Here is a 22,801-nt window from a genome sequence, read left to right as displayed (position 1 = left end):
GTGATCACTTTGCTGATCGGCACGGCGGTCTGCACGACCGCGACGGACGACACGGGAGCAGGCCTTGGCCCCTTCAGCACGGACGACCAGGCACATTTTCGTCACCGGGGGAGTCGCCTCCTCGCTGGGTAAGGGCCTCACCGCCTCCAGCCTCGGCAGTTTGCTGAGCGCGCGCGGGCTGCGCGTGGTGATGCAGAAGCTCGACCCCTACCTCAACGTCGACCCGGGGACGATGAACCCGTTCCAGCACGGTGAGGTGTTCATCACCGAGGACGGCGCCGAGACCGATCTGGACGTCGGGCACTACGAGCGCTTCCTGGACCGGGACCTGTCCGGCAAGGCGAACGTCACCACCGGCCAGATCTACTCCGAGGTGATCGCCAAGGAACGGCGCGGCGAGTACCTGGGCGACACCGTCCAGGTCATTCCGCACATCACCAACGAGATCAAGGCGCGGATCCTCGGCATGGCCGACCCGGACGGCGACGGTCAGGCTCCGGATGTGGTGATCACCGAGGTCGGTGGCACCGTCGGCGACATCGAGTCGCTGCCGTTCCTTGAGGCGATCCGGCAGGTCCGCCACGACCTGGGCCGGGACAACTGCTTCTACCTGCACGTCTCCCTGGTGCCGTACCTGGCCCCGTCGGGGGAGCTGAAGACCAAACCGACCCAGCACTCGGTGGCCCAGCTGCGCAACATCGGCATCCAGCCGGACGCGATCGTGCTGCGCTGCGACCGGGAGATCCCGGACAAGCTCAAGGAGAAGCTCTCGCTCTACTGCGACGTGGACCGGGAGGCGGTCGTCGCCGCCCCGGACGCGCCGAGCATCTACGACATCCCGAAGGTGCTGCACCGGGAGGGCCTCGACGCGTACGTGGTGCGCCGGCTCGGCCTGTCCTTCCGCGACGTCGACTGGGCCAGCTGGGACGACCTGCTGGACCGGGTGCACCAGCCGCACCACACGGTGACGGTGGCGGTGGTCGGCAAGTACGTCGACCTGCCCGACGCGTACCTGTCGGTCAGCGAGGCGATCCGGGCGGCCGGGTTCGGCCACCGGGCCCGGGTGCAGCTGCGTTGGGTGCCCAGCGACGACTGCGTCACCCCGGCCGGCGCGGCGGCGGCCCTGGCCGGCGTGGACGGCATCGTCATCCCCGGCGGCTTCGGCGTGCGCGGCATCGAGGGCAAGATCGGCACCGCCCGGTACGCCCGGGAGAACGGCGTGCCCCTGCTCGGCCTGTGCCTCGGCCTGCAGTGCATGACCATCGAGGTGGCCCGCCACCTCGCCGGCCTGGACGGGGCGAACTCGCTGGAGTTCGACGAGGAGGCCGCGCACCCGGTCATCGCCACGATGGCCGACCAGGAGGACATCGTCGCCGGCCGGGGCGACCTGGGCGGCACCATGCGGCTCGGGGCGTACCCGGCGCGGCTCGCCGAGGGGTCGCTGGTCGCCGAGGCGTACGGCAGCACCGAGGTCAGCGAGCGGCACCGGCACCGGTACGAGGTGAACAACGCCTACCGTGACCAGCTCACCAAGGCCGGGCTGGCCATCTCCGGCACGTCCCCGGACGGTCGGCTGGTCGAGTTCATCGAGCTGGACCGAGCCCTGCACCCGTTCTTCGTGGCGACCCAGGCGCACCCCGAGCTGAAGAGCCGGCCGACCCGGCCGCACCCGCTGTTCGCGGCGTTCGTGAAGGCCGCCGTGACGTACTCCGAGGCCGACCAGCTCCCGGTCAACCTGGACGCCGCCCCGGCGGCGGAGGAGGCGGCCCGCCGGGCCGAGCGCAACGGTGGGGCGGCCGCCGAGAAGAAGACGACGTCGGCGTCGTGAGCGCCGTGGAGCACCGTTACGAGGTGACCGAACGGCGGCAGGTCTGGGCCGGGCGGATCTTCACCGTGGTCACCGACGAGGTCACCATGCCCGGCGGTGGCACCTCCGCCCGCGAGTACGTGAGGCACGTCGGCGCGGTGGCCGTCGTGGCGCTGGACGACGCCGGCCAGGTGGTGCTGATCCGGCAGTACCGCCACCCCGTCGGCCGGCACCTGTGGGAGCTGCCGGCCGGCCTGACGGACGTCTCGGGGGAGGACCTGGCCGCCGCGGCGGCCCGCGAGCTGGCCGAGGAGGCCGACCTCACCGCCGGCACGGTCGACGTGCTGGTCGACCTGCACAGCTCGCCCGGCTTCACCGACGAGATGGTCCGGGTCTTCCTGGCCCGGGACCTGGCCGACGTGCCCACCGAGCAGCGCCACCGGCGCAGCGAGGAGGAGGCCGACCTCCAGGTGGTCCGGGTCGACCTGGACGAGGCGGTGCGGATGGTGCTGGCCGGGGAGATCACCAACGCCTCCGCCGTGGCCGGGCTGCTCGCCGCCGCCCGCGCTCGGGACACCGGCTGGTCGGTGCTGCGCCACCGGGACGCGCCGCTGCCGCGCTGAGCGACCGCGCGGCTGGGCCGGCCGGCGGCCCGTGACCACGGGCTTTTCACCGGGGTCCGGGGCCCGGCCGGCGGGTACGACGAGGAGAGGGGCCGTGCGGCGAACCGCACGGCCCCTCTCCGTCGCTGTCGGACGTCAGTCGCGCAGGGGGCGACCCTGGCCGTCGACGCCGCCGTTGACCAGGATCAGGATGCCGTCGATGAGGCCCCAGATGCCGCCGGCGCCGCAGGTCACCAGGCTCACCACGAGCTGGATCACGCCGGTCTTGGTGTCGCCCATGTAGAAACGCCCGGCACCGAAGGTGCCGAGGAAGATGCCGAGGAGGCCCGCGACGAGTTTGCTCTTGTCGGAGGCGCCCTGCGGGTGCTGCTGATAAGGAGTGGTCATGGGGCGACACCCTAGTGATCCACTAGCGTCTTGTCCGCATCGGCACACCGGCGATGGGTCGATGGGACTCGAATACTGTCCTGACGGCTGATGCGGCCTCCACCGTCAGCCCCATCGATGCCTGACACATCGTCAGCACCAGCGGGGTCCGGATGTCACAGTGTCGGGGCTGCGCGGCGGACTGCGCGCCTAGACTGCCGCCGACGGGACCGGTGGACCGCGACGGCAACGGAGCCGCCGCGCACCGTGCGGTCGGGGTGGGACGCCCCGAAGAGAGGTGTCTGCATCGTGAAGGTCGGAATTCCCCGCGAGATCAAGAACCACGAGTACCGGGTGGCGATCACGCCCGCGGGCGTCAACGAATTCACCCGCGGTGGTCACCAGGTCTTCGTCGAGTCCGGCGCCGGCGCCGGGTCCAGCATCACCGACGACGAGTTCGCCGCGGCCGGGGCGAAGATCCTGGCCACCGCCGACGAGGTGTGGGAGACCGCCGAGCTGGTGCTCAAGGTCAAGGAGCCGATCGCCGAGGAGTACCACCGGATGCGCGAGGGGCAGGTGCTGTTCACCTACCTGCACCTGGCCGCGTCCAAGGCGTGCACCGACGCGCTGATCGACCGGAAGGTCACCGGCATCGCGTACGAGACCGTCGAGCTTCCCGACCGGTCGCTGCCGCTGCTCGCCCCGATGTCCGAGGTGGCCGGTCGGCTCGCCCCGCAGGTCGGCGCGCACCACCTGCAGCGGCAGGGCGGCGGGCGCGGCATCCTGATGGGCGGCGTCTCCGGCGTGTACGCGGCGAAGACCGTGGTCATCGGCGCCGGCGTGTCCGGGATGAACGCCGCCGCGATCGCGCTCGGCCTGCAGGCCGAGGTGCTGTTGCTGGACAAGAACGTCGCCCGGCTGCGCCAGGCGGACGCCATCTACCGGGGCCACCTGCAGACGGTCGCCTCCAACGCGTACGAGATCGAGCGGGCCGTGCTCGACGCGGACCTGGTCATCGGCGCGGTGCTGGTGCCCGGCGCGAAGGCCCCGACGCTGATCTCCAACGAACTGGTCTCCCGGATGAAGCCGGGCAGCGTGCTGGTCGACATCGCCATCGACCAGGGCGGCTGCTTCGAGGACTCCCGCCCCACCACGCACGCCGAGCCGACGTACCAGGTGCACGAGTCGATCTTCTACTGTGTGGCGAACATGCCCGGCGCGGTGCCGCACACCAGCACCTACGCGCTGACCAACGTCACCCTGCCGTACGCGCTGGAGTTGGCCAACCGGGGCTGGCGCGACGCGCTGCGCCGCGACCCGGCCCTGGCGCTGGGCCTGAACACCCACGACGGGCGGGTCGTCTACGGCCCGGTCGCCGAGGCGCACGGCGTGCCGGCCCTGCCGCTGGACGAGGTGCTGGCCTGACCGACGACGCGCGGAGCGCGACGACCGCCGGGGCCGGTTCGGGCGAGGAGCCCGCGCCGGCCCTGCGTCGCGCCGTGCGCGGCTACCTCGACCACCTCACCGTCGAACGCGGCCTGTCCGCGAACACGCTGTCGTCGTACCGTCGGGACCTGGAGCGCTACCTCACGACGCTCGCCGCGGCCGGCGTCGCCGACCTGGCCACCGTGGACGGCGGCCAGGTCGAGGCGCACCTGGCCCGGCTGCGCGCCGGCGACGACGGCCACCCGCCGCTCGCCGTCTCCTCGGCGGCCCGGGCGGCCAGCGCCGTGCGCGGCCTGCACCGCTTCGCGCTGCGCGAGGGGCTGACCGGCGTGGACCCGAGCCGCGACGTCCGGCCACCGGCCCCGCCGCGCCGGCTGCCCCGGGCGCTCGCCGTCGACCAGGTGGTCCGGCTGCTGGAGACCGCCGGATCGGTGGCCGCCACCGGCGAGGGCTCGGCGCTCGCGCTGCGCGACCGGGCTCTGCTGGAGTTCCTGTACGGCACCGGGGCGCGCATCTCCGAGGCCGTCGGCGCCGCGGTGGACGACCTGGACGCCGCCGAGGGGACGGTGCTGCTGCGCGGCAAGGGCGGCCGGACCCGCCTCGTGCCGGTCGGCGGGCACGCCGTCGAGGCGCTGCGCGCCTGGCTGGTGCGGGCCCGCCCCGGGCTGGTCGCCGCCGGCCGGGGCACCCCGGCGGTCTTCGTCAACGCGCGCGGGGCGGCACTGACCCGGCAGGGCGCGTGGACCATCCTGCGCCGGGCGGCCGAGCGGGCCGGCCTGCCGGTGACCGGCTCCGGCGCGGTCTCCCCGCACACCCTGCGCCACTCGTACGCCACCCACCTGCTCGACGGCGGCGCCGACGTGCGGGTGGTGCAGGAGCTGCTCGGCCACGCCTCGGTGACCACCACCCAGGTGTACACGTTGGTCACCGTGGAGCGGCTGCGCGAGGTGTACGCCACCGCCCACCCCCGCGCCCGGGGCTGACCCGCTCCCGCCCCACCCCGCCGGGCCCCGCCCCGGCGGCCCCGACCGGTACGGGGTGCCGGCCGACACGCCGTACCGGTGCCGATCGACCTGCTGGCCGGTGGCGTACAGTCGGCATGGCGCGGACCTCGCGGGGTGGATGACCGGGGTGCGCCGCGGCGCCGCGAGGGACGTCGGACGGCTCCGACACCGGGTGGTCGTCGGGAGGGGGCAACGAGGACATGGCTGGCAACGGTGACCGTGCCGAGACCTGGACGTCGGAGCTCCGCGAGCAGCAGGCCACGCTCGGTGCGGGTCTCGGTCCGGCGGACCCGGCGGCCTACACGATGCGCAAGCCGATCCCCGAGCCGATGCCCACAGACCGGCACGGGCCGGCCCGGATCATCGCGATGGCCAACCAGAAGGGTGGGGTCGGCAAGACCACCACCACCATCAACCTGGGCGCCGCTCTGGCCGAGTACGGCCGCAAGGTGCTGCTGGTCGACTTCGACCCGCAGGGCGCCCTCTCGGTGGGGCTCGGGGTCAACCCGCACAACCTCGACCTGTCGGTCTACAACCTGCTGATGCAGGACGACGTCACCGCCGAGGACGTCCTGATCAAGACCGACGTGGCCGGCCTGCACCTGCTGCCGGCCAACATCGACCTCTCCGCCGCCGAGATACAGCTCGTCAACGAGGTCGCCCGGGAGATGGCCCTGGCCCGGGTGCTGCGCAGCATCCGCAAGGAGTACGACTACGTCCTGATCGACTGCCAGCCCTCGCTGGGCCTGCTGGCGATCAACGCGCTGACCGTCGCGCACGGCGTGCTCATCCCCCTCGAATGCGAGTTCTTCAGCCTCCGGGGCGTGGCCCTGCTGCTCGACACGATCGACAAGGTGCGCGAGCGGCTCAACTTCGACCTGGAGTTGGAGGGCATCCTCGCCACCATGTACGACAGCCGCACCACCCACTGCCGGCAGGTGCTCCAGCGGGTGGTCGAGGCGTTCGGCGACAAGGTCTACCAGACGGTGATCACCAAGACGGTGAAGTTCCCGGAGTCCACGGTGGCCGGTGCCCCCATCACCACCCTCGACCCGGCCTCGTCCGGCGCCCGCAACTACCGCCAGCTCGCCCGCGAGGTGATCGCCCAGCAGGCGGAGCGGTAGCCCCCGTGCGCCGTCGTCCCAGCGTGCGCCCCCGATCCGGGGCGTGCCTTCCCGCCGGGGCCCGGGGAGCGTGGACTACGGTCGTCCGGTGACCGCCCCGCCCCTCGACCCGCCCGCCACCCTCCCGCCCGCCGGGGCCGGGGCGGCCGTCGACGCCGGCGCGGCGACCGGGTTCACCGTCCGGCTGGACAACTTCACCGGCCCGTTCGACCTGCTGCTGCAACTGATCGGCAAGCACAAGCTCGACGTCACCGAGGTGGCCCTGCACCGGGTCACCGACGAGTTCATCGCGTACATCCGGGCCATGGGCGACCAGTGGGACCTGGACGAGGCCAGCGAGTTCCTGCTGATCGCGGCCACCCTGCTCGACCTGAAGGCGGCCCGGCTGCTGCCCGCCGCCGAGGTGGAGAACGAGGAGGACCTCGCCCTGCTGGAGGCGCGGGACCTGCTCTTCGCCCGGCTGTTGCAGTACAAGGCGTACAAGGAGGCGGCGGCGCACATCGCCGCGCTGGAGGCGGTCGGCGGTCGGCGGTACCCCCGGGCGGTGACCCTGGAGCCCCGGTACGCCGAGGCGCTGCCCGACCTGGTCCTCGGCATCGGCCCGGAGCGGCTGCTCCGGATCGCCGTCAGGGCGATGACCCCGAAGCCGGCGCCCGAGGTGTCCATCGCGCACGTGCACATGGTCCGGGTCAGCGTCCGCGAGCACGCCGCGATCCTCGCCGAGCGGCTGCGCCGGGCCGGCACCGCGACCTTCTCGCTGCTCTGCGTCGACTGCGAGGCCACCCTGGAGGTGGTGGCCCGGTTCCTGGCCCTGCTGGAGCTGTACCGGGAGGGCCTGGTCTCCTTCGTGCAGGAGCAGGCCCTGGAGGAGCTGACGGTCCGCTGGACCGGCCCCGTCGACGGAGCCGCCGACCTGCACGTCGACGAGTACGCCGGCACCCCGCCCGAGCCGGTCGCCGAGCCGGTTGCTGTGCCGGTTGCTGTGCCGCGTGTGCCGGTCGCTGTGCCGCGCGACGGAGCCGGCGAGGCGCAGGGCGGGTCGCGGGACGAGGCGGAGGACGAGGCGGAGGACGAGGCGACGACGGAGGAGCGATCGGAATGAGCGAAGAGGAACGCCCCGACTCCCTGGCCGACCAGGCCGCCGCCTGGGTCCCGCCCTGGGACCGCCCCGCCCAGCCCCGCCCGGAACCCCCCGCACCGGTCGGCCCCGCCCAGACTCCGGAAGATCTTGGAAGCAAACGGCCCCCCGGAGGGCCGAATCCCTCCAAGATCTCCGACGGGGTCGCTGCGGCAGCGGAACCGGGCGCGGATCGGCACCGCCAGGGGGCGGAACCGCCCAGGGGCGCAGACGCGGGCGCACCGGGGGACGACGCGGACACCGCCGGAGCGGACGTGGCCGCCGCCGAGGACCTCGCGGCAGGCGGAGCAGTTGGCGGAGCGGGTGGCGGGGCCGTTGGCGGTGACGGGGTCGGCGGTGCTGCTCCTGAGGGAGGCGCGCCGAGGCGGGGCCGGCGGAGGGCACCCGAGCCGCCGCCGGCCGTGGTGCTCGACGACGCGGAGCTGCGCGGCGCGTTGGAGGCGATCCTGCTGGTGGTGGACGAGCCGGTCGCTGAGCTGACCCTCGCCCAGGTGCTGGAGCAGTCTCCCGAGCGGATCGGCCCGGTGCTCGACGACATCGCGGCCGGCTACACCGCCGCCGGGCACGGCTTCGAGCTGCGCCGGGCGGCCGGCGGCTGGCGGTTGTACACCCGGCCGGAATACGCTACGTACGTCGAGCGGTTCGTCCTGGACGGGCAGTCGGTCCGGCTGACCCAGGCGGCGCTGGAGACACTGGCCGTGGTGGCGTACAAGCAGCCGGTGACCCGGTCGCGGATCTCGGCCATCCGGGGTGTCAACTGCGACGGGGTGATCCGTACGCTGGTCTCCCGCGGCCTGGTCGAGGAGTGCGGCACCGAACCGGACAGCGGGGCGTTCCTCTACCGGACCACCACGATGTTCCTGGAAAAGCTGGGGCTGAACTCCGTCAACGAGCTGCCGCCACTCGCCCCGTTCCTCCCCGACGACGTAGAAGAGCTTGCCGATGCCACGCGATGAACGTGCCCCCAAACCCGACGCGCCCGTCTTCGAGGGGGCCGAACGCCTCCAGAAGGTGCTGGCCGCCGCCGGCGTGGGCTCCCGGCGTGCCTGCGAAGACCTGATCTTCCGCCGGCAGGTCACGGTGAACGGCCGGGTGGCCCAGCTCGGCGACCGGGCCGACCCGACCAGCGACGTCATCCACGTCGACGGCGAGCGCCTCCAGGTCGACACCCGCCTGGTGTACCTGGCGATGAACAAGCCACGCGGGGTGGTTTCCACCATGGCGGACGAGAAGGGCCGCGCCGCGCTGTCGGACTTCATCAGCAACCGGGTGGAGCAGCGGGTCTACCACGTCGGGCGGCTCGACGCGGACAGCGAGGGCCTGCTGCTGCTCACCAACGACGGCACCCTCGCCCACCGGCTCATGCACCCGTCGTACGGGGTGTCGAAGACGTACCTGTGCGAGGTGGCCGGGCCGATCCCGCGCAGCCTCGGCAGGCGGCTGGCGGCCGGGATCGAGCTGGAGGACGGCCCTGTGACGGTGGACTCCTTCAAGCTGGTGGACACCCTGGGCAAGACCGCCCAGGTGGAGCTGACCCTGCACGAGGGGCGCAAGCACATCGTCCGGCGTCTGCTGGACGAGGTCGGGCACCCGGTGGCCCGGCTGGTGCGTACCGCGATCGGGCCGATCCGCCTCGGCGACCTGCGCGCCGGGCGGACCCGCAGGCTCACCAACGCGGAGGTCGCCGCGCTGTTCAAGGCCGTGGGTGACTGACCCCGCAGTGCGGGGTACCACGACCGGTAGGCTTCCGTGGCGCCCCGGGCGGGGCGTGCGGTGGCGTGGGTCGCCACCGGCGGCGTCGCGCGCGGCCGAAAGTGGGCCGCGGGCATGATTGACGACGACAACCGCTCGCGACGGGCCGCCGGGCCCCGCGAGGCACGGGCTGAGGAGGATCACGGTGGAGGAAAACGTACGGGCCGGGCGCTGCGTGGTAGCTGTGGACGGGCCGTCCGGTTCGGGTAAGTCCACCGTCTCCCGGCGGCTCGCCGCCGGGCTCGGTGCCCGCTATCTGGACACCGGCGCGATGTACCGGGCGATCACCTGGGCGGTGCTGCGCTCCGGGGTCGACCTGACCGACGCCGCCGCCGTGGGCAAGGTCGCCGCTGAGGTCGACCTGCGCATCGGCACCGATCCCCAGGGGTACGGGGTGACCGTCGACGGGGTGACCGTCGACCGGGAGATCCGGGGCCCCGAGGTCACCGCCGCGGTCTCCGCCGTGGCCGCCGTGCCGTCGGTGCGAGCGCTCCTGGTGTCCCGGCAGCGGGAGTTGATCGCCAAGGCCGGCCGGATCGTGGTGGAGGGCCGGGACATCGGCTCGGTCGTCGCGCCGGACGCGGACCTGAAGGTCTACCTGACCGCCTCCGAGGTGGCCCGTGCCCAGCGGCGCAGCGCCGAGGACGCCGCCGACGTGGCCGCCACGGCCGCCGACCTGGCCCGCCGGGACCAGCTCGACTCGACCCGCAAGGCCGACCCGTTGCAGCAGGCGGCCGACGCGGTGGTGCTGGACACCACAGAGCTGGGCATCGACGAGGTCGTCGACCGGCTGCGCGCACTGCTGACCGAACGGGGAGTGGCATGACCACGGACGAGAGCTGGACGGAGCTGCGCGCTCCGGACCTCGACGCCGAGGAGCCGGCCGGCCCGGTGCCGGTGGTGGCCGTGGTGGGCCGCCCCAACGTCGGCAAGTCCACCCTGGTGAACAGGATCATCGGCCGCCGCCAGGCGGTCGTGGAGGACGTCCCCGGGGTGACCCGGGACCGGGTCCCCTACGACGCGCAGTGGACCGGCCGGGCGTTCACCGTCGTGGACACCGGCGGCTGGGAACCCGACGCGAAGGACCGGGCCGCGGCGATCGCCGCGCAGGCCGAGATCGCCGTTGCCACCGCCGACGTGGTGATCTTCGTGGTCGACGCGATGGTCGGCTCCACCGACGTGGACGAGGCCGCCGTGAAGATGCTGCGGCGCAGCGCCAAGCCGGTCATCCTGGTGGCCAACAAGGCCGACAACACCGCCATCGAGATGGAGGCGACCTCGCTGTGGTCCCTCGGCCTCGGTGAGCCGTACCCGGTCTCCGCGCTGCACGGCCGGGGCTCCGGCGACCTGCTCGACAAGATCCTGGAGGCGCTGCCCGAGGCGCCGCCCATCGAGGAGAACCGCCCGCGCGGGCCGCGCCGGGTGGCCCTGGTCGGCCGCCCCAACGTCGGCAAGTCCAGCCTGCTCAACCGGTTCTCCGGCGAGGAGCGGGCGGTCGTCGACGCGGTCGCCGGCACCACCGTCGACCCGGTGGACAGCCTGGTCACCATCGGCGGGGAGACCTGGCAGCTGGTGGACACGGCCGGGCTGCGCAAGCGGGTCGGCAGGGCCAGCGGCACCGAGTACTACGCCAGCCTGCGGACCGCCGGGGCGATCGAGGCCGCCGAGGTGGCGGTGGTGCTGCTCGACTCCAGCGAGCCGATCAGCGAGCAGGACCAGCGGATCCTGGCCATGGTCACCGAGTCCGGCCGGGCGCTGGTGATCGCCTTCAACAAGTGGGACCTGGTCGACGGCGACCGCCGGTACTACCTGGACAAGGAGATCGAGCGGGAGCTGCGCCGCATCCCGTGGGCGCTGCGGCTCAACCTGTCGGCGATGACCGGCCGCGCGGTCGACAAGCTCGCCCCGTCGCTGCGCAAGGCCCTGGCGAGCTGGGAGACCCGGGTGCCGACCGCCCAGCTCAACCAGTGGCTGACCGCGCTGGTGCAGGCCACCCCGCACCCGGTGCGCGGCGGGCGGGCGCCGAAGATCCTCTTCGCCACCCAGGCGGGCGTCGCCCCGCCGCGGTTCGTGCTCTTCACCACCGCGCCCCTGGACGCCGGCTACCAGCGCTTCGTCGAGCGCAAGCTCCGCGAGGAGTTCGGCTTCGAGGGCAGCCCGGTGGAGATCTCGGTACGCCCGCGCAAGAAGCTCGGCCCGGGCGGCCGGGGCAAGGCACACGGCTGACCCTTCGTCGTACGGCCTGAAGCCGGGCAGGGCCCAGTGCCCCGCCCGGCTTTTCCGTCCCCACCCACCCTCCTAGGACGCTTTGCGGGGTGTGGGGTGGCGCCGAAGTAGGCGGGGCCGATGCGGGCGCGGGGAAGATCGTGGGTTAAGCTGTATCGGCTATCGCGGGAAGGAAACGCCGCGCGGGAGCAATCGGGACGTGGCGCAGCTTGGTAGCGCACTTGACTGGGGGTCAAGGGGTCGTCGGTTCGAATCCGGCCGTCCCGACAGAGTTTCAGCAGGTCAGAGCCTTGATTCACCTACTCGGATCAGGGCTCTTTCGCTGTTCCGTCTCACGTACGCTCGTACTGTTTCAATCTGTGGTCCTGGCGTCACCCGAACAGCCCTGTTTCCAGGTGGTCGGCGGCCACATCGAGGTGGCCGCTGTCGGGGTGGACGTAGACCCGCTTGGCGAGCGTGCAGCCGTCCGCGTGGCCGGCCCAGGCGGCGAGCACGACGTCGGGGACGCCGACCCCGGCGAGGTATGTCAGGCAGGCGTGCCGGGCGTCGTACGGCCGGACCTTGCGCATCCCGAGTTTGGCCATCAGCTCGGTACACCTGGCGGTGCGGCCAGTCGGTGCGCGCGCCCACCCGTGTAGCAGCGTTGCGGCGCAGTTCCCGCGAGATCGTCGATGCGTCACTGCCCACCGCCCGGCTGATCTCCCGCACGCCTTCGCCCTGAGCTTTGAGCAGGGCGGACTCCTCGCGTTCGGCGAAGGACAGGTAGCGGCCCGACAGAGGTCTCAGCGATAAAGGCGACATACCGCCACCCTGACGAAACCAGCGCCCACCCACCGACTGCGACACACCACACGCCGCCGCGGCCTCCTCGCTCGACAGACCCTCAGCGATCCGCCGCCAGAACTGCCGCCGCACCTCCCGATGCTCGTTCACACCTGGCCGACCCGGCGACCGCATCGCCGGCCTTCCCGTCACCGTCGTCGTCCAGCCCGCAGGTCTTCCCATGGCACACCCCTCGATTAGGGTGTTGCGACGACCACTGGAATCCGCCCTGAACTCCGTGATCCGAGTGGATGATCGTGCCCGGTTGCGGTTGGCGGTTGCTGATCGCCATGCCCAGCGCGTTGGTGACCAGGGTGGAGGGTGGCGGTTTGCGTGGCGTCGATTGACCAGCCGACGACCTTCCGCGAGTAGGTGTCCAGCACGACCGCGCAGTAGACCTTGCCCTCCCTGGTCGGGTGCTCGGTGATGTCGGTAACCCAGAGCCGGTTGGGCTCCACACGGCTGAAGTCGCGGTTGACCAGGTCCGCCGCGGTCGGAGTTTGATGCTTTGGCCGGGGACGCCGTCGGTGGGGAAGGCCTTTGATCCCGGCCCGCCGCATCAACATCTCCACCGCGTTGTGGCCGACCACGATTCCCTGCCCGAGCCTCAGCTCCGCGTGGACCCGGCCTGCGCCGTACACGCCTCGCGACGCGACGTGGACCGCGCGGATCCGCTCGATCAGCCAGGCGTGCCGCAACGCCCGCGCCGACAGCGGTCGGCCGAGCCAGGCGTAGTAGCCCGACACGGACACCCTCAAGACGCGGCAACACACGTTCACCGGCAACCCCTCAGCGGCCATCTGTTTGATGGCCGCGTACCGGCCTTTTGGGGGCACCGCCTCCTTGAGCAACTCGGCGGCACGACGGTGGACCGCGAGTTCGGTCTCCAACTCGGCGATACGACGCCGCGCGGCGACCAGCTCGACCTGGTCCCTCGACGTGATCCCGGGTAGCTGCCCGGTGTCGATCAATTCCTGGCGCCGCCAGGTATAGACGGTCTGGTCGCTGATCTGCAGGTCCCGGACCAGGTCGGCCACCGATCGGCCGGCCTTCAGTAGATCAAGGACCTTGCGGCGGAACTCGGGTGGGTAACTTTTCGGCACGTCACTCCTCAACGAGCGAAACGCACGAAAGTCAACCAAACCGACTCCACCAAACCCGGGGAACATCAAACTCTCCATCAAACCCCGGGCTTGACACTGCGTTTGGCGAACACCGACCAGAGGCGCTGCGGTGAGCACAACCTGGCCACCCGGTTGCGGCCGGCGGTGATGCCGTGGGCGGGCAGTTCATCGGCGATGAACTGGTACCCGAACGCCGGATCGTCAGCGTGGATGTCGAGGGCAGCGTTGATCAGATGCGCGTCGTCGAGGTCCCGGCGGGTGACCGGGGTCTTCTTCCACGCGTAGTAGGCCTGCTTGCTGAATCCCAGCACCCGGCAGGTCACCGCGACGGGGATCCCGTCCGCGGCCAGGTCACCGACCAGCGGGTACGTCATTTTGGGGAGATCTCCTTGGCGAAGTACGCCGCGGCTCGACGCAGGATCTCGTTCTCCTGCTCCAACACCTTGTTCCTGCGGCGCAGCTCCCGCAGCTCCGCAGACTCGGAACTGGTGGTTCCGGGACGGACGCCCTCGGCGACGTCGGCGAGCTTGAGCCAGCGGTGCAGACAGGCCTCGGAGATCCCGAAGTCCTTCGCGATCTGGGTGATCGGGGCCTCACCCTTGCGGGCGACCGCGACCACGTCACGGCGGAACTCCAGGGGGAACGCTTTCGGCATGACAGACATCCTTCCAGCGAGGAACAGATCCTCACAGGTCAGGAGTCAACCGAACCGGGTGCAGTCCCGCATGTCCAAGGGCGTGGGCAAGTGTGTCAAGGAGACAGCCAAGAAGGCCGTTAAGAAAACCATCGACAGCGTCAAGTCAACAGTCCAGGCCATCAAGAAGGATCCCTGGCGGTTCGCCGCGACCGTGGCCGCGGGCCTGGTCGCCACCGTCGCCATAGGCGCCCTCTGCGCCACCGGCGTCGGCTGCCTCCTCCTTGCCGGCGCCGCAGCCGGCGCACTCGCCGCAGGCACCGGCTTCATGGTCGACGTCTCCCGCGGTGATGAGGAATTCTCCTGGAGCGGCCTCGCCGGCACCATGATCGAAGGCGGCCTCGACGGCGCACTGTCGGCGGGACTCGGACGATTCGGCGGCGCTATCGGTACCAAGGCGCTCGGCGGCGCAGCCAGCCGCCTGCCCAGCCTCGGCAGCCGGATGCCCGGCGGCAGCGCGGTGAAGGCCGGTGGCGGCTCCTCGGCCCGAGCCGCGGCGACGAAGAGTGGCGGTAGCGGCGGCTCGCCCGCACGGTCGGCCAGCCGATCCTCCGGCGGGAACTCGTCCGCCCCGGGTCCGGCCCGTAGGCAGGAGGCGGGCTGTCACAGCTTCGCTCCGTCCACCCTGGTCCTGCTGGCCGACGGCAGCAGCCGGCCCATCTCCGACCTCAGCATCGGCGACGAGGTAGCGGCAACCGAACCGGACAGCGGCAGGACCGAGGCGAAACGCATCACCCAGCTCCACATCAACCAGGACCGGGACCTGACCGACGTCACCGTCCGCGACACGAAGTCGGGCAAGCAGACAGTCCTCAAGACCACCCAGAACCACCCCTTCTGGGACGCGACCGAACAACACTGGGTCAACGCGGGCCAACTCAAGGCCGGACACCGCCTGCTGGTCCACGACGACAAACGCCTCGAGGGCGACGGCACCGGCGCCGGCATGGGCGGCGGCGGGCCCGGCCGCCAGGTCACGATCACCGCAGTACACAACTTCACCGGCAACCAGCGGATGCATGACCTCACCGTCGCCGACATCCACACGTACTATGTACTCGCCGGTGACCAGCCAGTCCTCGTCCACAACTGCGGTGATGGCGACGATGACCTGATCGACCTATACCATGGAACAAGTTCGGGTGGTGCAGACAATATTCGAAAGAATGGCGTGGATACGCAGTACGCCAATTCGGATAAGGACTTTGGGCAGGGCTTCTATACAACAACCGACAGGGCGCAGGCCGAGGACTGGGCTGCACGTAGGTATGGCAAGAATGGATCTGTACTTCATTTTCGGGCGAGCCGCTCGGCGCTTAACGGCTTGAACGGTTTGGATTTCCCTGGCGACGGTGGTGCCGCGTATAATCAATTTGTTCGCGGACAACGGACCGGCTCGGCGCCCATGCACGGATTTGATTGGGTTCAAGGCCCGATGGTTGCGAATGTTGGGCCGTTCAAGCGCGGGAAGTCCCCAGTGCTCATAGGTCAGCAGTTGTCGTTCCACACGGGCGCTGCGGCCGCGCTCCTAAGGTTGGTTGGTTAAGGTGACGGACAGGTTCGAGTTCGCCTTCCCCGTCGTCGACGACATGCGGGAGTATGTCTCGTCGATCGTTGAGGAGATGGTGCGGATATATGGGATATCGAGCCCAGACGCGTTGGCCATTCTCAACGAACATTGGGCATCGGTTGAAATTGGGTCAGATGACCTTATCGGTCATGAGGAACCTGAATATTGGGCGTGCACGATATTTGACCAATATCGTGAGGGCCCTGAGAGGCGCGGCGAGTCTCGTCAAGTCGAGTGACGTGATCAAATGGGTTTGGCTGGGCGTGGGAAATGCTCAGCTGAGCCCTGTGCCGTGCCAAAACTGGCTCGACGGCCTTGACCTGGTGTTTTGAAGATCGGCTCAGGCTGCCGGTGGTATTCGTTGATCACGCCCAGCGAGCCGTCGTCGGCGCCGTACGGGCTTGTCAGGGGGATTTTGGTGGCTGGGTCGTGGTTGGGTGGTCGCTGCTGTCAGCCTTGGTGTGGTCGCTGCGAGCGGCCGACAATTTTATGCTATGTCGGCCCAAGAGGATCCGATTGCCGTAGATGCGCTGGTGGGAGTCCTCCGCGATGAACAGGTCGTCCGCGCCCTCGGCGACCAGGGCACGCCGCCTCCGCGAAGAGCGCACCGACCACGTGCCGATCTACAGCGAGCGGCACGCCCTGGCCGTAGTCAACGAACACAGCGACCACTTCAACAACCAGCGGCTCACCCTCAACTACCGCACTATTGAGGCTTTTTCATCGTGATGGTGTTGGTCACGGTGGGTGCGAGGAGCCCGTGTCGACATAGGACGAGGCTCCCGGTAAGACAGCAGTCGACCAAGATCCGATGCCCCAACCGGGAGCCTCGCTGTGCTGTCTTACCCGTCCGCGATCGCGCTGTCCAGCCGGACCCTGAATCACCTGGCCGACCTCATTCGTGCCGAACGCGCTCGGCGCCGCGGGCGGTGGTGGCGCCTCGACGCCGGCCGGCAGGCCCTGCTTGCCCTGGCCCATCTCCGCAACGGTGACACCATCACCCGCCTGGCCTGCGGTTTCGCGGTCAGCGTCACCACGGCCTGGCGGTACGTCCGGGAAGCCATCGACCTGCTCGCCGTACACGCCGAGGACCTGAACGCAGCCATGCGCCGCATCGGCCGGCTCGCATACACGATTCTCGACGGCACCCTCATCCCGATCGACCGGGTCGCGGACCAGAGGCCGTACTACTCCGGCAAACACAAACGCCACGGGATGAACGTGCAGGTCATCGCGGACTGCGCCGGCCGCCTGATCTGGGCATCGCCCGCCCTCCCTGGCACTTTGCACGACCTGACCGCCGCCCGCACCCACGACCTTATCGACGCCCTGACCAGCGCGAACGTCATGACGTTCGCCGACAAGGCATACCAGGGCGCTGGCGGCAGCGTCCGCACGCCGTTCAAGCGGCACCGTCACCGGCCCCGACTATCCCGCCGGCAAGACCGTCAACCGCCACCACGCCAAGATCCGGGCCCTCGGCGAACGCGCCGTCGCCACCCTCAAAGGCTGGAAGCCCTGGCCAAACTCCGCTGCTGCCCCCGACGCGCCACCGCGATCGTCCAGGCCATCCTCGTCCTACATCACATCCACACCAGCCGAAACCCACGATGAAAAGGGCTCAGTGTCGCTTGCCGTACCCGTTCTCGGCGCTGGCCCCAAGCAACGCCTCGGTCGGGAGTCGTCGGTGGTGCCGGGGGATAGTTGCAGTTGTCCTAGGATGGCTTGCAGGGTGTGCCGTGCAAGATGGCTGATGGACTCAATGGCAGGTTCGACTCTTGACAGTCCGCCGTAACGGGCCCGGTAACGAGGAGGGACTTCGGGCTGCGGAGTGCCCCACATGGGCCAGCAAAGGGCGTCATGAGTGATACCGTTCTGTCCGCTTTCAAAGACGTAAAGGGCTGCTCCGGCATGGCGTGACAGAATCGTTGTAAAACTGGGGGTCAAGGGGTCGTCGGTTCGAATCCGGCCGTCCCGACGCAGGTCAGAGGGCTAATCCGGGACTCGGATTGGCCCTTCTTGGCGTCTGGGGACCAAGATCGGTCAAGCTGGCGGTACGTGGCGCTCCTTGACCGCTGGTCAAGTCCCAAGCATCCAGCCGGGATGCCTGCTGAATCGTTCGCTGTCTGCATCAAGGCGACCCGCAGGCGGGCCGCGCCGGCCCGGCCCCGGCCTGCTGGCGACCTCCGGCCGGCATCGGCCGGGCCGGCCGGCCATGCTTGGGAGTCGCAGGATCGGAAGACCTCGGGGCTCCGCCCCGAACCCCGACCCTCCTCAGAGATGCCGCCGCTTTCCAGCCAGGCCCGCATGGCTACTCAAGCATTGACCTGTAGCGTTCGCCAGCGTCGCTGATCGGGCGATAGTGCTCGTCGGCCGCCGCTGCGTGCAGTGCGGCCAAGAGCTCGTTTGCGGCCGGTAGATCCAGTGCTTCCCGGAGCCGGTCCCGTTCCATGTCGAGCTGCGACCAGTCAGCGCGGATGTAGTGGTCTGCCTGGGCCAGCCAGTCCCGTAGCTGGCTGCCATCATCACCGAACGGTTTTGCGGTCGCGTCGTGGAGACCGGACAGGCCAATGACGAGTGCCAGCGCATCACGCAGGGACGTGGCGATTAGCCCGCCCTCGCCTTCCGACCCGACGTACACGACTAGTCGCTGACTACCTGAGCCGACCAACATGAAGGCTCCGCCAGAGGCATCCCCGGCGATCATCTCAAGGGATTCACCGCCGGCCAGGTGGACCGGCTCAACCGGCCCGTATGCCGCCCGCGAGACATCGAAGTCGAACAACCGCGCCAACAGAGCCGCGATCCACGGCGTAGCGCGGATTTGATCCAGCAGAGCGCGATCGGATTGCACGTCAGCGACGGTACCGCCCAGGATCGACGGGCCATCCACGGGCCAGTAACGGTGTCCCTGGAAGGGGCACGAGCGGGCACGAGATGCAACCAGACCGCCCGCCGGCCGCAGGCGTTTCGGGCATCACACCCGATTGATGTCGGCTCCGCCTGAAAACTGACGGTTCGAGCGCGACCGGTTCGATCCCGCCGTGCCCGTTGCGTGCTCGTTGGGATGGGCGACGGCGGTCAGCTCCTGGACGTGGTGGCCAGCACGGCGAAGCAGGGTCAAGCCAGGTCGCTGCCGAGCGACTTTCGCCCGTGTCCACACTTCTAAATCGCGTGTTGCGGTCGCCAAGGTTGCGTCAGCGCCTGGGGACCAGATGGGGACCACACGGCCTGCGCGATGGTGCGCGGCACGACGTCGACCGCACGGCCTGATCTTGGGGATAGCGGGCGTGACGTGCGTGGACGTGTGACGAAGCGTCCTGGGGGTCAAGGGGTCGTCGGTTCGAATCCGGCCGTCCCGACAGTAAAACAGCAGGTCAGGGCCTTGATTCACTTCGGTGGGTTGAGGCCTTCTTGCTGTTCCGTCTCACAATTCATCACGTACGCGCGTACTGCTGAATTTCGGGCGCTGGAGTCACCCGAACAGCCCTGATTCGAGGTGCTCGGCCGCCACCTTCAGGTGGCTGCTGTCGGGGTGGACGTAGACCCGTTTGGCGAGCGTGCCGCCGTCCGCGTGACCGGCCCAGGCCGCCAGCACGACGTCGGGCACTCCAGCGCCGGCGAGGTAGGTCAGGCAGGCGTGCCGCGCGTCGTAGGGTCGAACCTTGCGGACCCCGACCTTGGCCATCAGGTCGTACACCCGGCGGCGGAACCAGTCGGTGCGCTGCGGCTGGCCGAGTTCGTTGACCAGGACGTAGCCGCTGTCGACGTAGGCATCGCCCGCCTTCAGTCGTTCTTTCTTGTGCAGCGTCTGGAGTGCTTTCAGGGCCTTCGTGACTGTGGTAGGCATCGGTAGGCCGCGTTTGCCGGCCGCCGACTTGGCCTCCTTCTCTTCGATCTCGCTGTCGACGAGCGTCCGCGTGTTCTCCCCGGCGGCGATCGTGCCGGCCTCGAAGTCGACATCGGACCAGCGCAGCCCACACACCTCAGCGGGTCGCAGGCCCATGAGTGACAGCAGGCAGGGGGCGTGTAAGCGTTCGCCGGTGATGCCGGCCAGGAACGCCTTCACCTCGTCCTGAGTCCAGGGCTTGCGTTCTGCCCTCGCCTCAGCGGCGGCCTTCGTCAGTGACCTGGGGATGGTTACGAACGCTGCGACGTTCCGCACCACGAGCTGGCGGCGAACCGCGACGTTCAGCGCGGTCCGGAGCCGGCCGAGAGTCAGGCGCACCGATCGGACACCCAGCCCTGTTCCCGGCTTGCCGCCACGTCGCCGGCCCTCCGTCAGCATCCAGTCGATCAGTGCCTCGATGTCGGCCTCGGTGACGTCCTGGAGCGGCTTGCCGCCGAGGCGGGCCCGGACCGGTAGGAGGGCGTCGCGGTAGTTCGCGGCGGTGGCCTTCTCGACATCGCGGGTGGCGGACGTCAACCACTCGTCGAGGAACTCGACGACGGTGATCTTGCCTGGTTTGACGTATGTGCCGCGGTTGGTCTCGTGCTTGATCCGGGCGTACTCCGCCTTGGCTTCCTTCCTGGTGTCGAAGGTGTAGGTGCGTTGGTCACGACGTCCGTCCGGCTTGCGCCCGAGGTCGAGGACGAACCGGTAGCGGGTCTTGCCGCTGCGAAGCATGATCTTCTTGATCGGGTCCGAGGTACTCACTGCTGGGCCCTTGGTGTTGGTGGTCAGGAAGGTTGTGTGGAGGTGAACCCCAGAGCCTGAATCACGGCGTCGATCGCGGTGGCCAGACGTGCGCAGTCGTGGCCGGCGCGTTCCCGTACCCGCAACCCGAGCACCGTGGTGAACAGCAGCTCCACGGTGGCGTCGATGTCGAGGCCGATGGGCAACTCGCCATCGTGACGGCCGTTGTGTAGAAGCGATCGCAGTGCCTGCCGGGTGACCTCGAAGGCGGCCTCGGTCCGCTGACGGACCTGGGCGTCGGTGGTGCCGAGTTCGGTGGCGGTGTTGACCACGAAGCAGCCTCGACCGGGCTCGCCGTCGGACGGGCAGGAGACCAGCCACAGCATCCAGTCCCGCAGTACTTGGCGGACCGGCCGGCCGGCGGCGTCCAACCGTTGCTCGGCCTGCGCGGACTCGGTAGCCCGGTAGTGGTCGAGCGCACGCAGAAACAGCGTGTGCTTGTCGGTGAACGTCCGGTACATGCTGCTGGGAGTGAGTTTGAGATCGGTACCCAGATCCCGCACCGAGGTGGCGTTGTAACCGCGACGCCAGAACAGATCGGTCGCCCTGATGACGGCGTCCTGCTCGTCGAACTCTCGGGGGCGTCCCATGCCGTCACTCTACCAGACTTGTGGATCGATCGTTCCCATACTAGGGTCCACCGGTGTATGGGAGCGATCGTTCCTGAATGAGTGGAGGAGGTATCGGTGACGACTACAGAAGAGGCCGCCGCCCAGGTGAGCGACCAACAGATCTCGCCGAGGAGTCACTGGCTGGCGGTCACCGCGGTGGCCTTGGGAACGTTTCTGCTGGTGACCGCTGAGCAACTACCAATCGGGCTGCTGACCGCCGTGGGATCGGCGCTGTCGGTCTCCGAGGGGACCGCCGGGCTGATGGTGACGGTGCCCAGCCTGGTCGCCGCGGTCGCGGCACCGCTGGTTCCGATGCTCGTCGGCGGAATGAACCGGCGGCTGCTTCTGCTCGGCTTGATGGGGCTGATGACGCTCGCCAATGTGGCCTCGGCCCTGGCGCCGACCTTCGCCATTCTGGTCTCCTCCCGGGTGCTGGTCGGGGTGGCGATCGGAGGCTTCTGGGCCGTTGCCAGCGGTCTGGCCGTCCGACTCGTGGCCCCCGCGAACGTGTCACGGGCCACCGCGATCATCTTCGGCGGCGTCGGCGCCGCGAACGTGTTCGGCGTCCCGCTCGGCACGCTGCTCGGCGAGTTCTCCGGATGGCGCATCGCCTTCGCGACGCTGAGCGCCCTGGCGTTCGTCGCGCTGCTCGCCCTGCTGACCGTGCTGCCGCCGTTGGCCGCGTCCCAGCCCGTCCGTCTGCGGCTGCTGGCCGAACAGTTCCGCAACCCAGGTGTACGCATCGGCATCCTTGCGACATTCCTCATCGTGACCGGCCACTTCTCGGCCTACACCTTCGTGAGCCCGGCGCTTCAGAAGCTGTCGGGGATCGATGAACGACTCGTCGGCCCGTTGCTGTTCGGATTCGGGCTGGCGGGCATGGTCGGCAACTTCGTCGCCGGCGCCGCGCTGGCCCGCAATCCGCACCGAACCCTGCTGGCAATCACCGTAACCCTGGCTGCCGCGATGCCGCTCTACCTGGTGCTGGGCCGGGGACCAGTCGGCGGGGCCGCACTCTTGATCGCCTGGGGCCTAGCCTTCGGCGGCGTGTCGGTCAGCCTGCAAACATGGATGATCAAGACCGCGCCACAAGCCGTGGAAGCGGCCTCCGCCCTGTGGGTGGCGGTGTTCAACCTGTCGATCGGCCTCGGCGCGCTGACCGGCGGTGTCATCGTCGACTCGCTCACCCTCCAGGCTGTTCTGTGGCTCGGCGGCGCCTGCGCCCTGGCAGCCGCACTCACGGTCTGGAGCGCCCGCACCAACAAGAACCTGCGATAACCAAACTCTCGGCCAGGGGCGGGAGTGTGTCGATTTCGGCTCTGGCTCGCTTTCGGTGGTTACATTCTGTAGCGGCGCCGCAGGCGTGCACGCGAGCCACTGACGTCGGTGCTTCAGGGCTGGCCGGTTTCGTGTGAAGGCTGGCAACCATGGATCCGCTACGCCTTTTGCCCCGATAATGCAGATTTGGGCAGTGCTGCCGTCCGGGCGAATGGGCCGCCACTCTCTGCGACCACCGAAAGTGAGCCAGAGCCTCGATTTCCGTGTTTGGGCCTGTGGTGTGATCGAGGTTGTTAGATGGTGATCCGGTCGCCGTAGGCGAGGATCAGGGCGTTGAGGGCCTTGGCCCAACCGTAGACCCGGCCGGTGATACTCCCGCCGCCCTTACGTTTCGCTGGACGACGAGGTAGAGGACCTTCATCGCGGCCTGCTCGGTCGGGAAGTGCCCTCGCCTGCGGGCGGCCTGCCGGAACCGGGCGTTGAGGCTCTCGATGATGTTGGTGGTGTAGAGAACCTTGCG

Annotated in this window: 20 protein-coding genes, 1 tRNA gene and 3 pseudogenes; 15 read left to right on the top strand and 9 right to left on the bottom strand. The window is 69.7% G+C overall.

Translation table 11 applies throughout. From position 1 onward, the window contains the following. Positions 1–64: 64 nt before the first annotated feature. Both GVV04_RS30860 and GVV04_RS30855 read left to right on the top strand, forming a co-directional pair. On the top strand, positions 65–1,828 hold the full coding sequence (locus GVV04_RS30860) for a CTP synthase (protein WP_161692536.1): 1,764 nt from the start codon (positions 65–67) through the stop codon (positions 1,826–1,828). After that, on the top strand, positions 1,825–2,430 hold the full coding sequence (locus GVV04_RS30855; protein ID WP_161692535.1) for an NUDIX domain-containing protein: 606 nt from the start codon (positions 1,825–1,827) through the stop codon (positions 2,428–2,430). Before GVV04_RS30860 ends, GVV04_RS30855 begins: the two co-directional genes overlap by 4 nt. Before the next feature lie 135 nt (positions 2,431–2,565). On the opposite strand, the gene GVV04_RS30850 is transcribed toward GVV04_RS30855, so the two are convergent. Next, positions 2,566–2,817, bottom strand: coding sequence for a TM2 domain-containing protein (locus GVV04_RS30850; RefSeq protein ID WP_161692534.1), 252 nt, complete (start codon positions 2,815–2,817; stop codon positions 2,566–2,568). A 288-nt stretch (positions 2,818–3,105) separates the two neighbouring features. On the opposite strand from GVV04_RS30850, the gene ald reads away from it, so the two are divergent. The 9 genes from ald (at position 3,106) to GVV04_RS30805 (ending at position 11,753) form a co-directional block, all read left to right on the top strand. Next, positions 3,106–4,221, top strand: coding sequence for an alanine dehydrogenase (gene ald / locus GVV04_RS30845; RefSeq protein ID WP_161692533.1), 1,116 nt, complete (start codon positions 3,106–3,108; stop codon positions 4,219–4,221). After that, positions 4,218–5,225 (top strand): site-specific tyrosine recombinase XerD, encoded by a 1,008-nt coding sequence (locus tag GVV04_RS30840; protein WP_161692552.1) that lies wholly within the window; start codon positions 4,218–4,220, stop codon positions 5,223–5,225. Before ald ends, GVV04_RS30840 begins: the two co-directional genes overlap by 4 nt. Before the next feature lie 221 nt (positions 5,226–5,446). Beyond that, positions 5,447–6,370: a ParA family protein gene (locus GVV04_RS30835; RefSeq protein WP_161692532.1), complete on the top strand. Its 924-nt coding sequence runs from the start codon at positions 5,447–5,449 to the stop codon at positions 6,368–6,370. Between the two features lie 88 nt (positions 6,371–6,458). Beyond that, the gene (locus GVV04_RS30830; protein ID WP_328822667.1) at positions 6,459–7,472 is read left to right on the top strand and encodes a segregation and condensation protein A; all 1,014 of its coding nucleotides are present in this window, start codon (positions 6,459–6,461) and stop codon (positions 7,470–7,472) included. After that, entirely contained in the window at positions 7,469–8,464 is a 996-nt protein-coding gene (gene scpB, locus GVV04_RS30825; protein WP_161692531.1) for an SMC-Scp complex subunit ScpB, read from the top strand. Before GVV04_RS30830 ends, scpB begins: the two co-directional genes overlap by 4 nt. Then, complete coding sequence (locus GVV04_RS30820; RefSeq protein ID WP_161692530.1) at positions 8,451–9,221, top strand: pseudouridine synthase; 771 nt, start codon at positions 8,451–8,453, stop codon at positions 9,219–9,221. Before scpB ends, GVV04_RS30820 begins: the two co-directional genes overlap by 14 nt. Positions 9,222–9,405: 184 nt before the next feature. Next, a complete protein-coding gene (gene cmk / locus GVV04_RS30815) occupies positions 9,406–10,086 on the top strand; it encodes a (d)CMP kinase (RefSeq protein WP_161692529.1) in 681 nt (226 codons plus the stop codon). Beyond that, on the top strand, positions 10,083–11,486 hold the full coding sequence (gene der / locus GVV04_RS30810) for a ribosome biogenesis GTPase Der (RefSeq protein WP_161692528.1): 1,404 nt from the start codon (positions 10,083–10,085) through the stop codon (positions 11,484–11,486). Before cmk ends, der begins: the two co-directional genes overlap by 4 nt. 193 nt (positions 11,487–11,679) lie before the next feature. Beyond that, positions 11,680–11,753: transfer RNA gene (locus tag GVV04_RS30805), tRNA-Pro, on the top strand. 104 nt (positions 11,754–11,857) lie between these two features. On the opposite strand, the gene GVV04_RS33700 is transcribed toward GVV04_RS30805, so the two are convergent. The 4 genes and pseudogenes from GVV04_RS33700 to GVV04_RS30785 form a co-directional block, all read right to left on the bottom strand. Continuing rightward, positions 11,858–12,070 carry a site-specific integrase gene (locus GVV04_RS33700; RefSeq protein ID WP_235967266.1) on the bottom strand — a complete coding sequence of 71 codons (213 nt, stop codon included), beginning with the start codon at positions 12,068–12,070 and terminating at the stop codon, positions 11,858–11,860. A 40-nt stretch (positions 12,071–12,110) separates the two neighbouring features. Further along, positions 12,111–12,491, bottom strand: a pseudogene (locus GVV04_RS33695) (helix-turn-helix domain-containing protein); the annotation flags it as partial. Positions 12,492–12,505: 14 nt separating this feature from the next. Continuing rightward, a complete protein-coding gene (locus tag GVV04_RS30790; RefSeq protein WP_161692527.1) occupies positions 12,506–13,411 on the bottom strand; it encodes an IS3 family transposase in 906 nt (301 codons plus the stop codon). Positions 13,412–13,509: 98 nt separating this feature from the next. Then, positions 13,510–14,087, bottom strand: a pseudogene (locus tag GVV04_RS30785) (transposase); the annotation flags it as partial. Between GVV04_RS30785 and GVV04_RS30780 the strand changes: the two are divergent. From GVV04_RS30780 to GVV04_RS30770, 3 genes are all read left to right on the top strand, one after another. Then, complete coding sequence (locus GVV04_RS30780) at positions 14,086–15,672, top strand: polymorphic toxin-type HINT domain-containing protein (RefSeq protein WP_161692526.1); 1,587 nt, start codon at positions 14,086–14,088, stop codon at positions 15,670–15,672. The pseudogene GVV04_RS30785 and the gene GVV04_RS30780 sit on opposite strands and share 2 nt — an antisense overlap. A 573-nt stretch (positions 15,673–16,245) precedes the next feature. Next, positions 16,246–16,425 carry a hypothetical protein gene (locus GVV04_RS30775; RefSeq protein ID WP_161692525.1) on the top strand — a complete coding sequence of 60 codons (180 nt, stop codon included), beginning with the start codon at positions 16,246–16,248 and terminating at the stop codon, positions 16,423–16,425. Between the two features lie 105 nt (positions 16,426–16,530). Continuing rightward, positions 16,531–17,310: a transposase family protein gene (locus tag GVV04_RS30770; protein ID WP_328822666.1), complete on the top strand. Its 780-nt coding sequence runs from the start codon at positions 16,531–16,533 to the stop codon at positions 17,308–17,310. Positions 17,311–18,007: 697 nt separating this feature from the next. Here the strand turns inward: GVV04_RS30770 and GVV04_RS30765 are convergent. The 3 genes from GVV04_RS30765 to GVV04_RS30755 form a co-directional block, all read right to left on the bottom strand. Next, complete coding sequence (locus GVV04_RS30765; protein ID WP_161692524.1) at positions 18,008–18,550, bottom strand: hypothetical protein; 543 nt, start codon at positions 18,548–18,550, stop codon at positions 18,008–18,010. Positions 18,551–19,171: 621 nt separating this feature from the next. Next, a complete protein-coding gene (locus tag GVV04_RS30760) occupies positions 19,172–20,353 on the bottom strand; it encodes a tyrosine-type recombinase/integrase (protein ID WP_201754427.1) in 1,182 nt (393 codons plus the stop codon). A 23-nt stretch (positions 20,354–20,376) separates the two neighbouring features. Then, positions 20,377–20,982 (bottom strand): TetR/AcrR family transcriptional regulator, encoded by a 606-nt coding sequence (locus tag GVV04_RS30755; protein WP_161692523.1) that lies wholly within the window; start codon positions 20,980–20,982, stop codon positions 20,377–20,379. 96 nt (positions 20,983–21,078) lie between these two features. On the opposite strand from GVV04_RS30755, the gene GVV04_RS30750 reads away from it, so the two are divergent. Further along, positions 21,079–22,281 carry an MFS transporter gene (locus GVV04_RS30750; RefSeq protein ID WP_161692522.1) on the top strand — a complete coding sequence of 401 codons (1,203 nt, stop codon included), beginning with the start codon at positions 21,079–21,081 and terminating at the stop codon, positions 22,279–22,281. A 397-nt stretch (positions 22,282–22,678) separates the two neighbouring features. Here GVV04_RS30750 and GVV04_RS33690 read toward each other — a convergent pair. Beyond that, positions 22,679–22,801 (bottom strand): annotated as a pseudogene (locus GVV04_RS33690) (transposase); the annotation flags it as partial.

Source organism: Micromonospora rubida (assembly GCF_009908295.1).
GTDB classification, from domain to species: Bacteria; Actinomycetota; Actinomycetes; order Mycobacteriales; family Micromonosporaceae; genus Micromonospora; species Micromonospora rubida.
The sequence above is the reverse complement of the archived record's forward strand: the minus strand, read 5'-3'. Positions and strand labels throughout refer to the sequence as shown.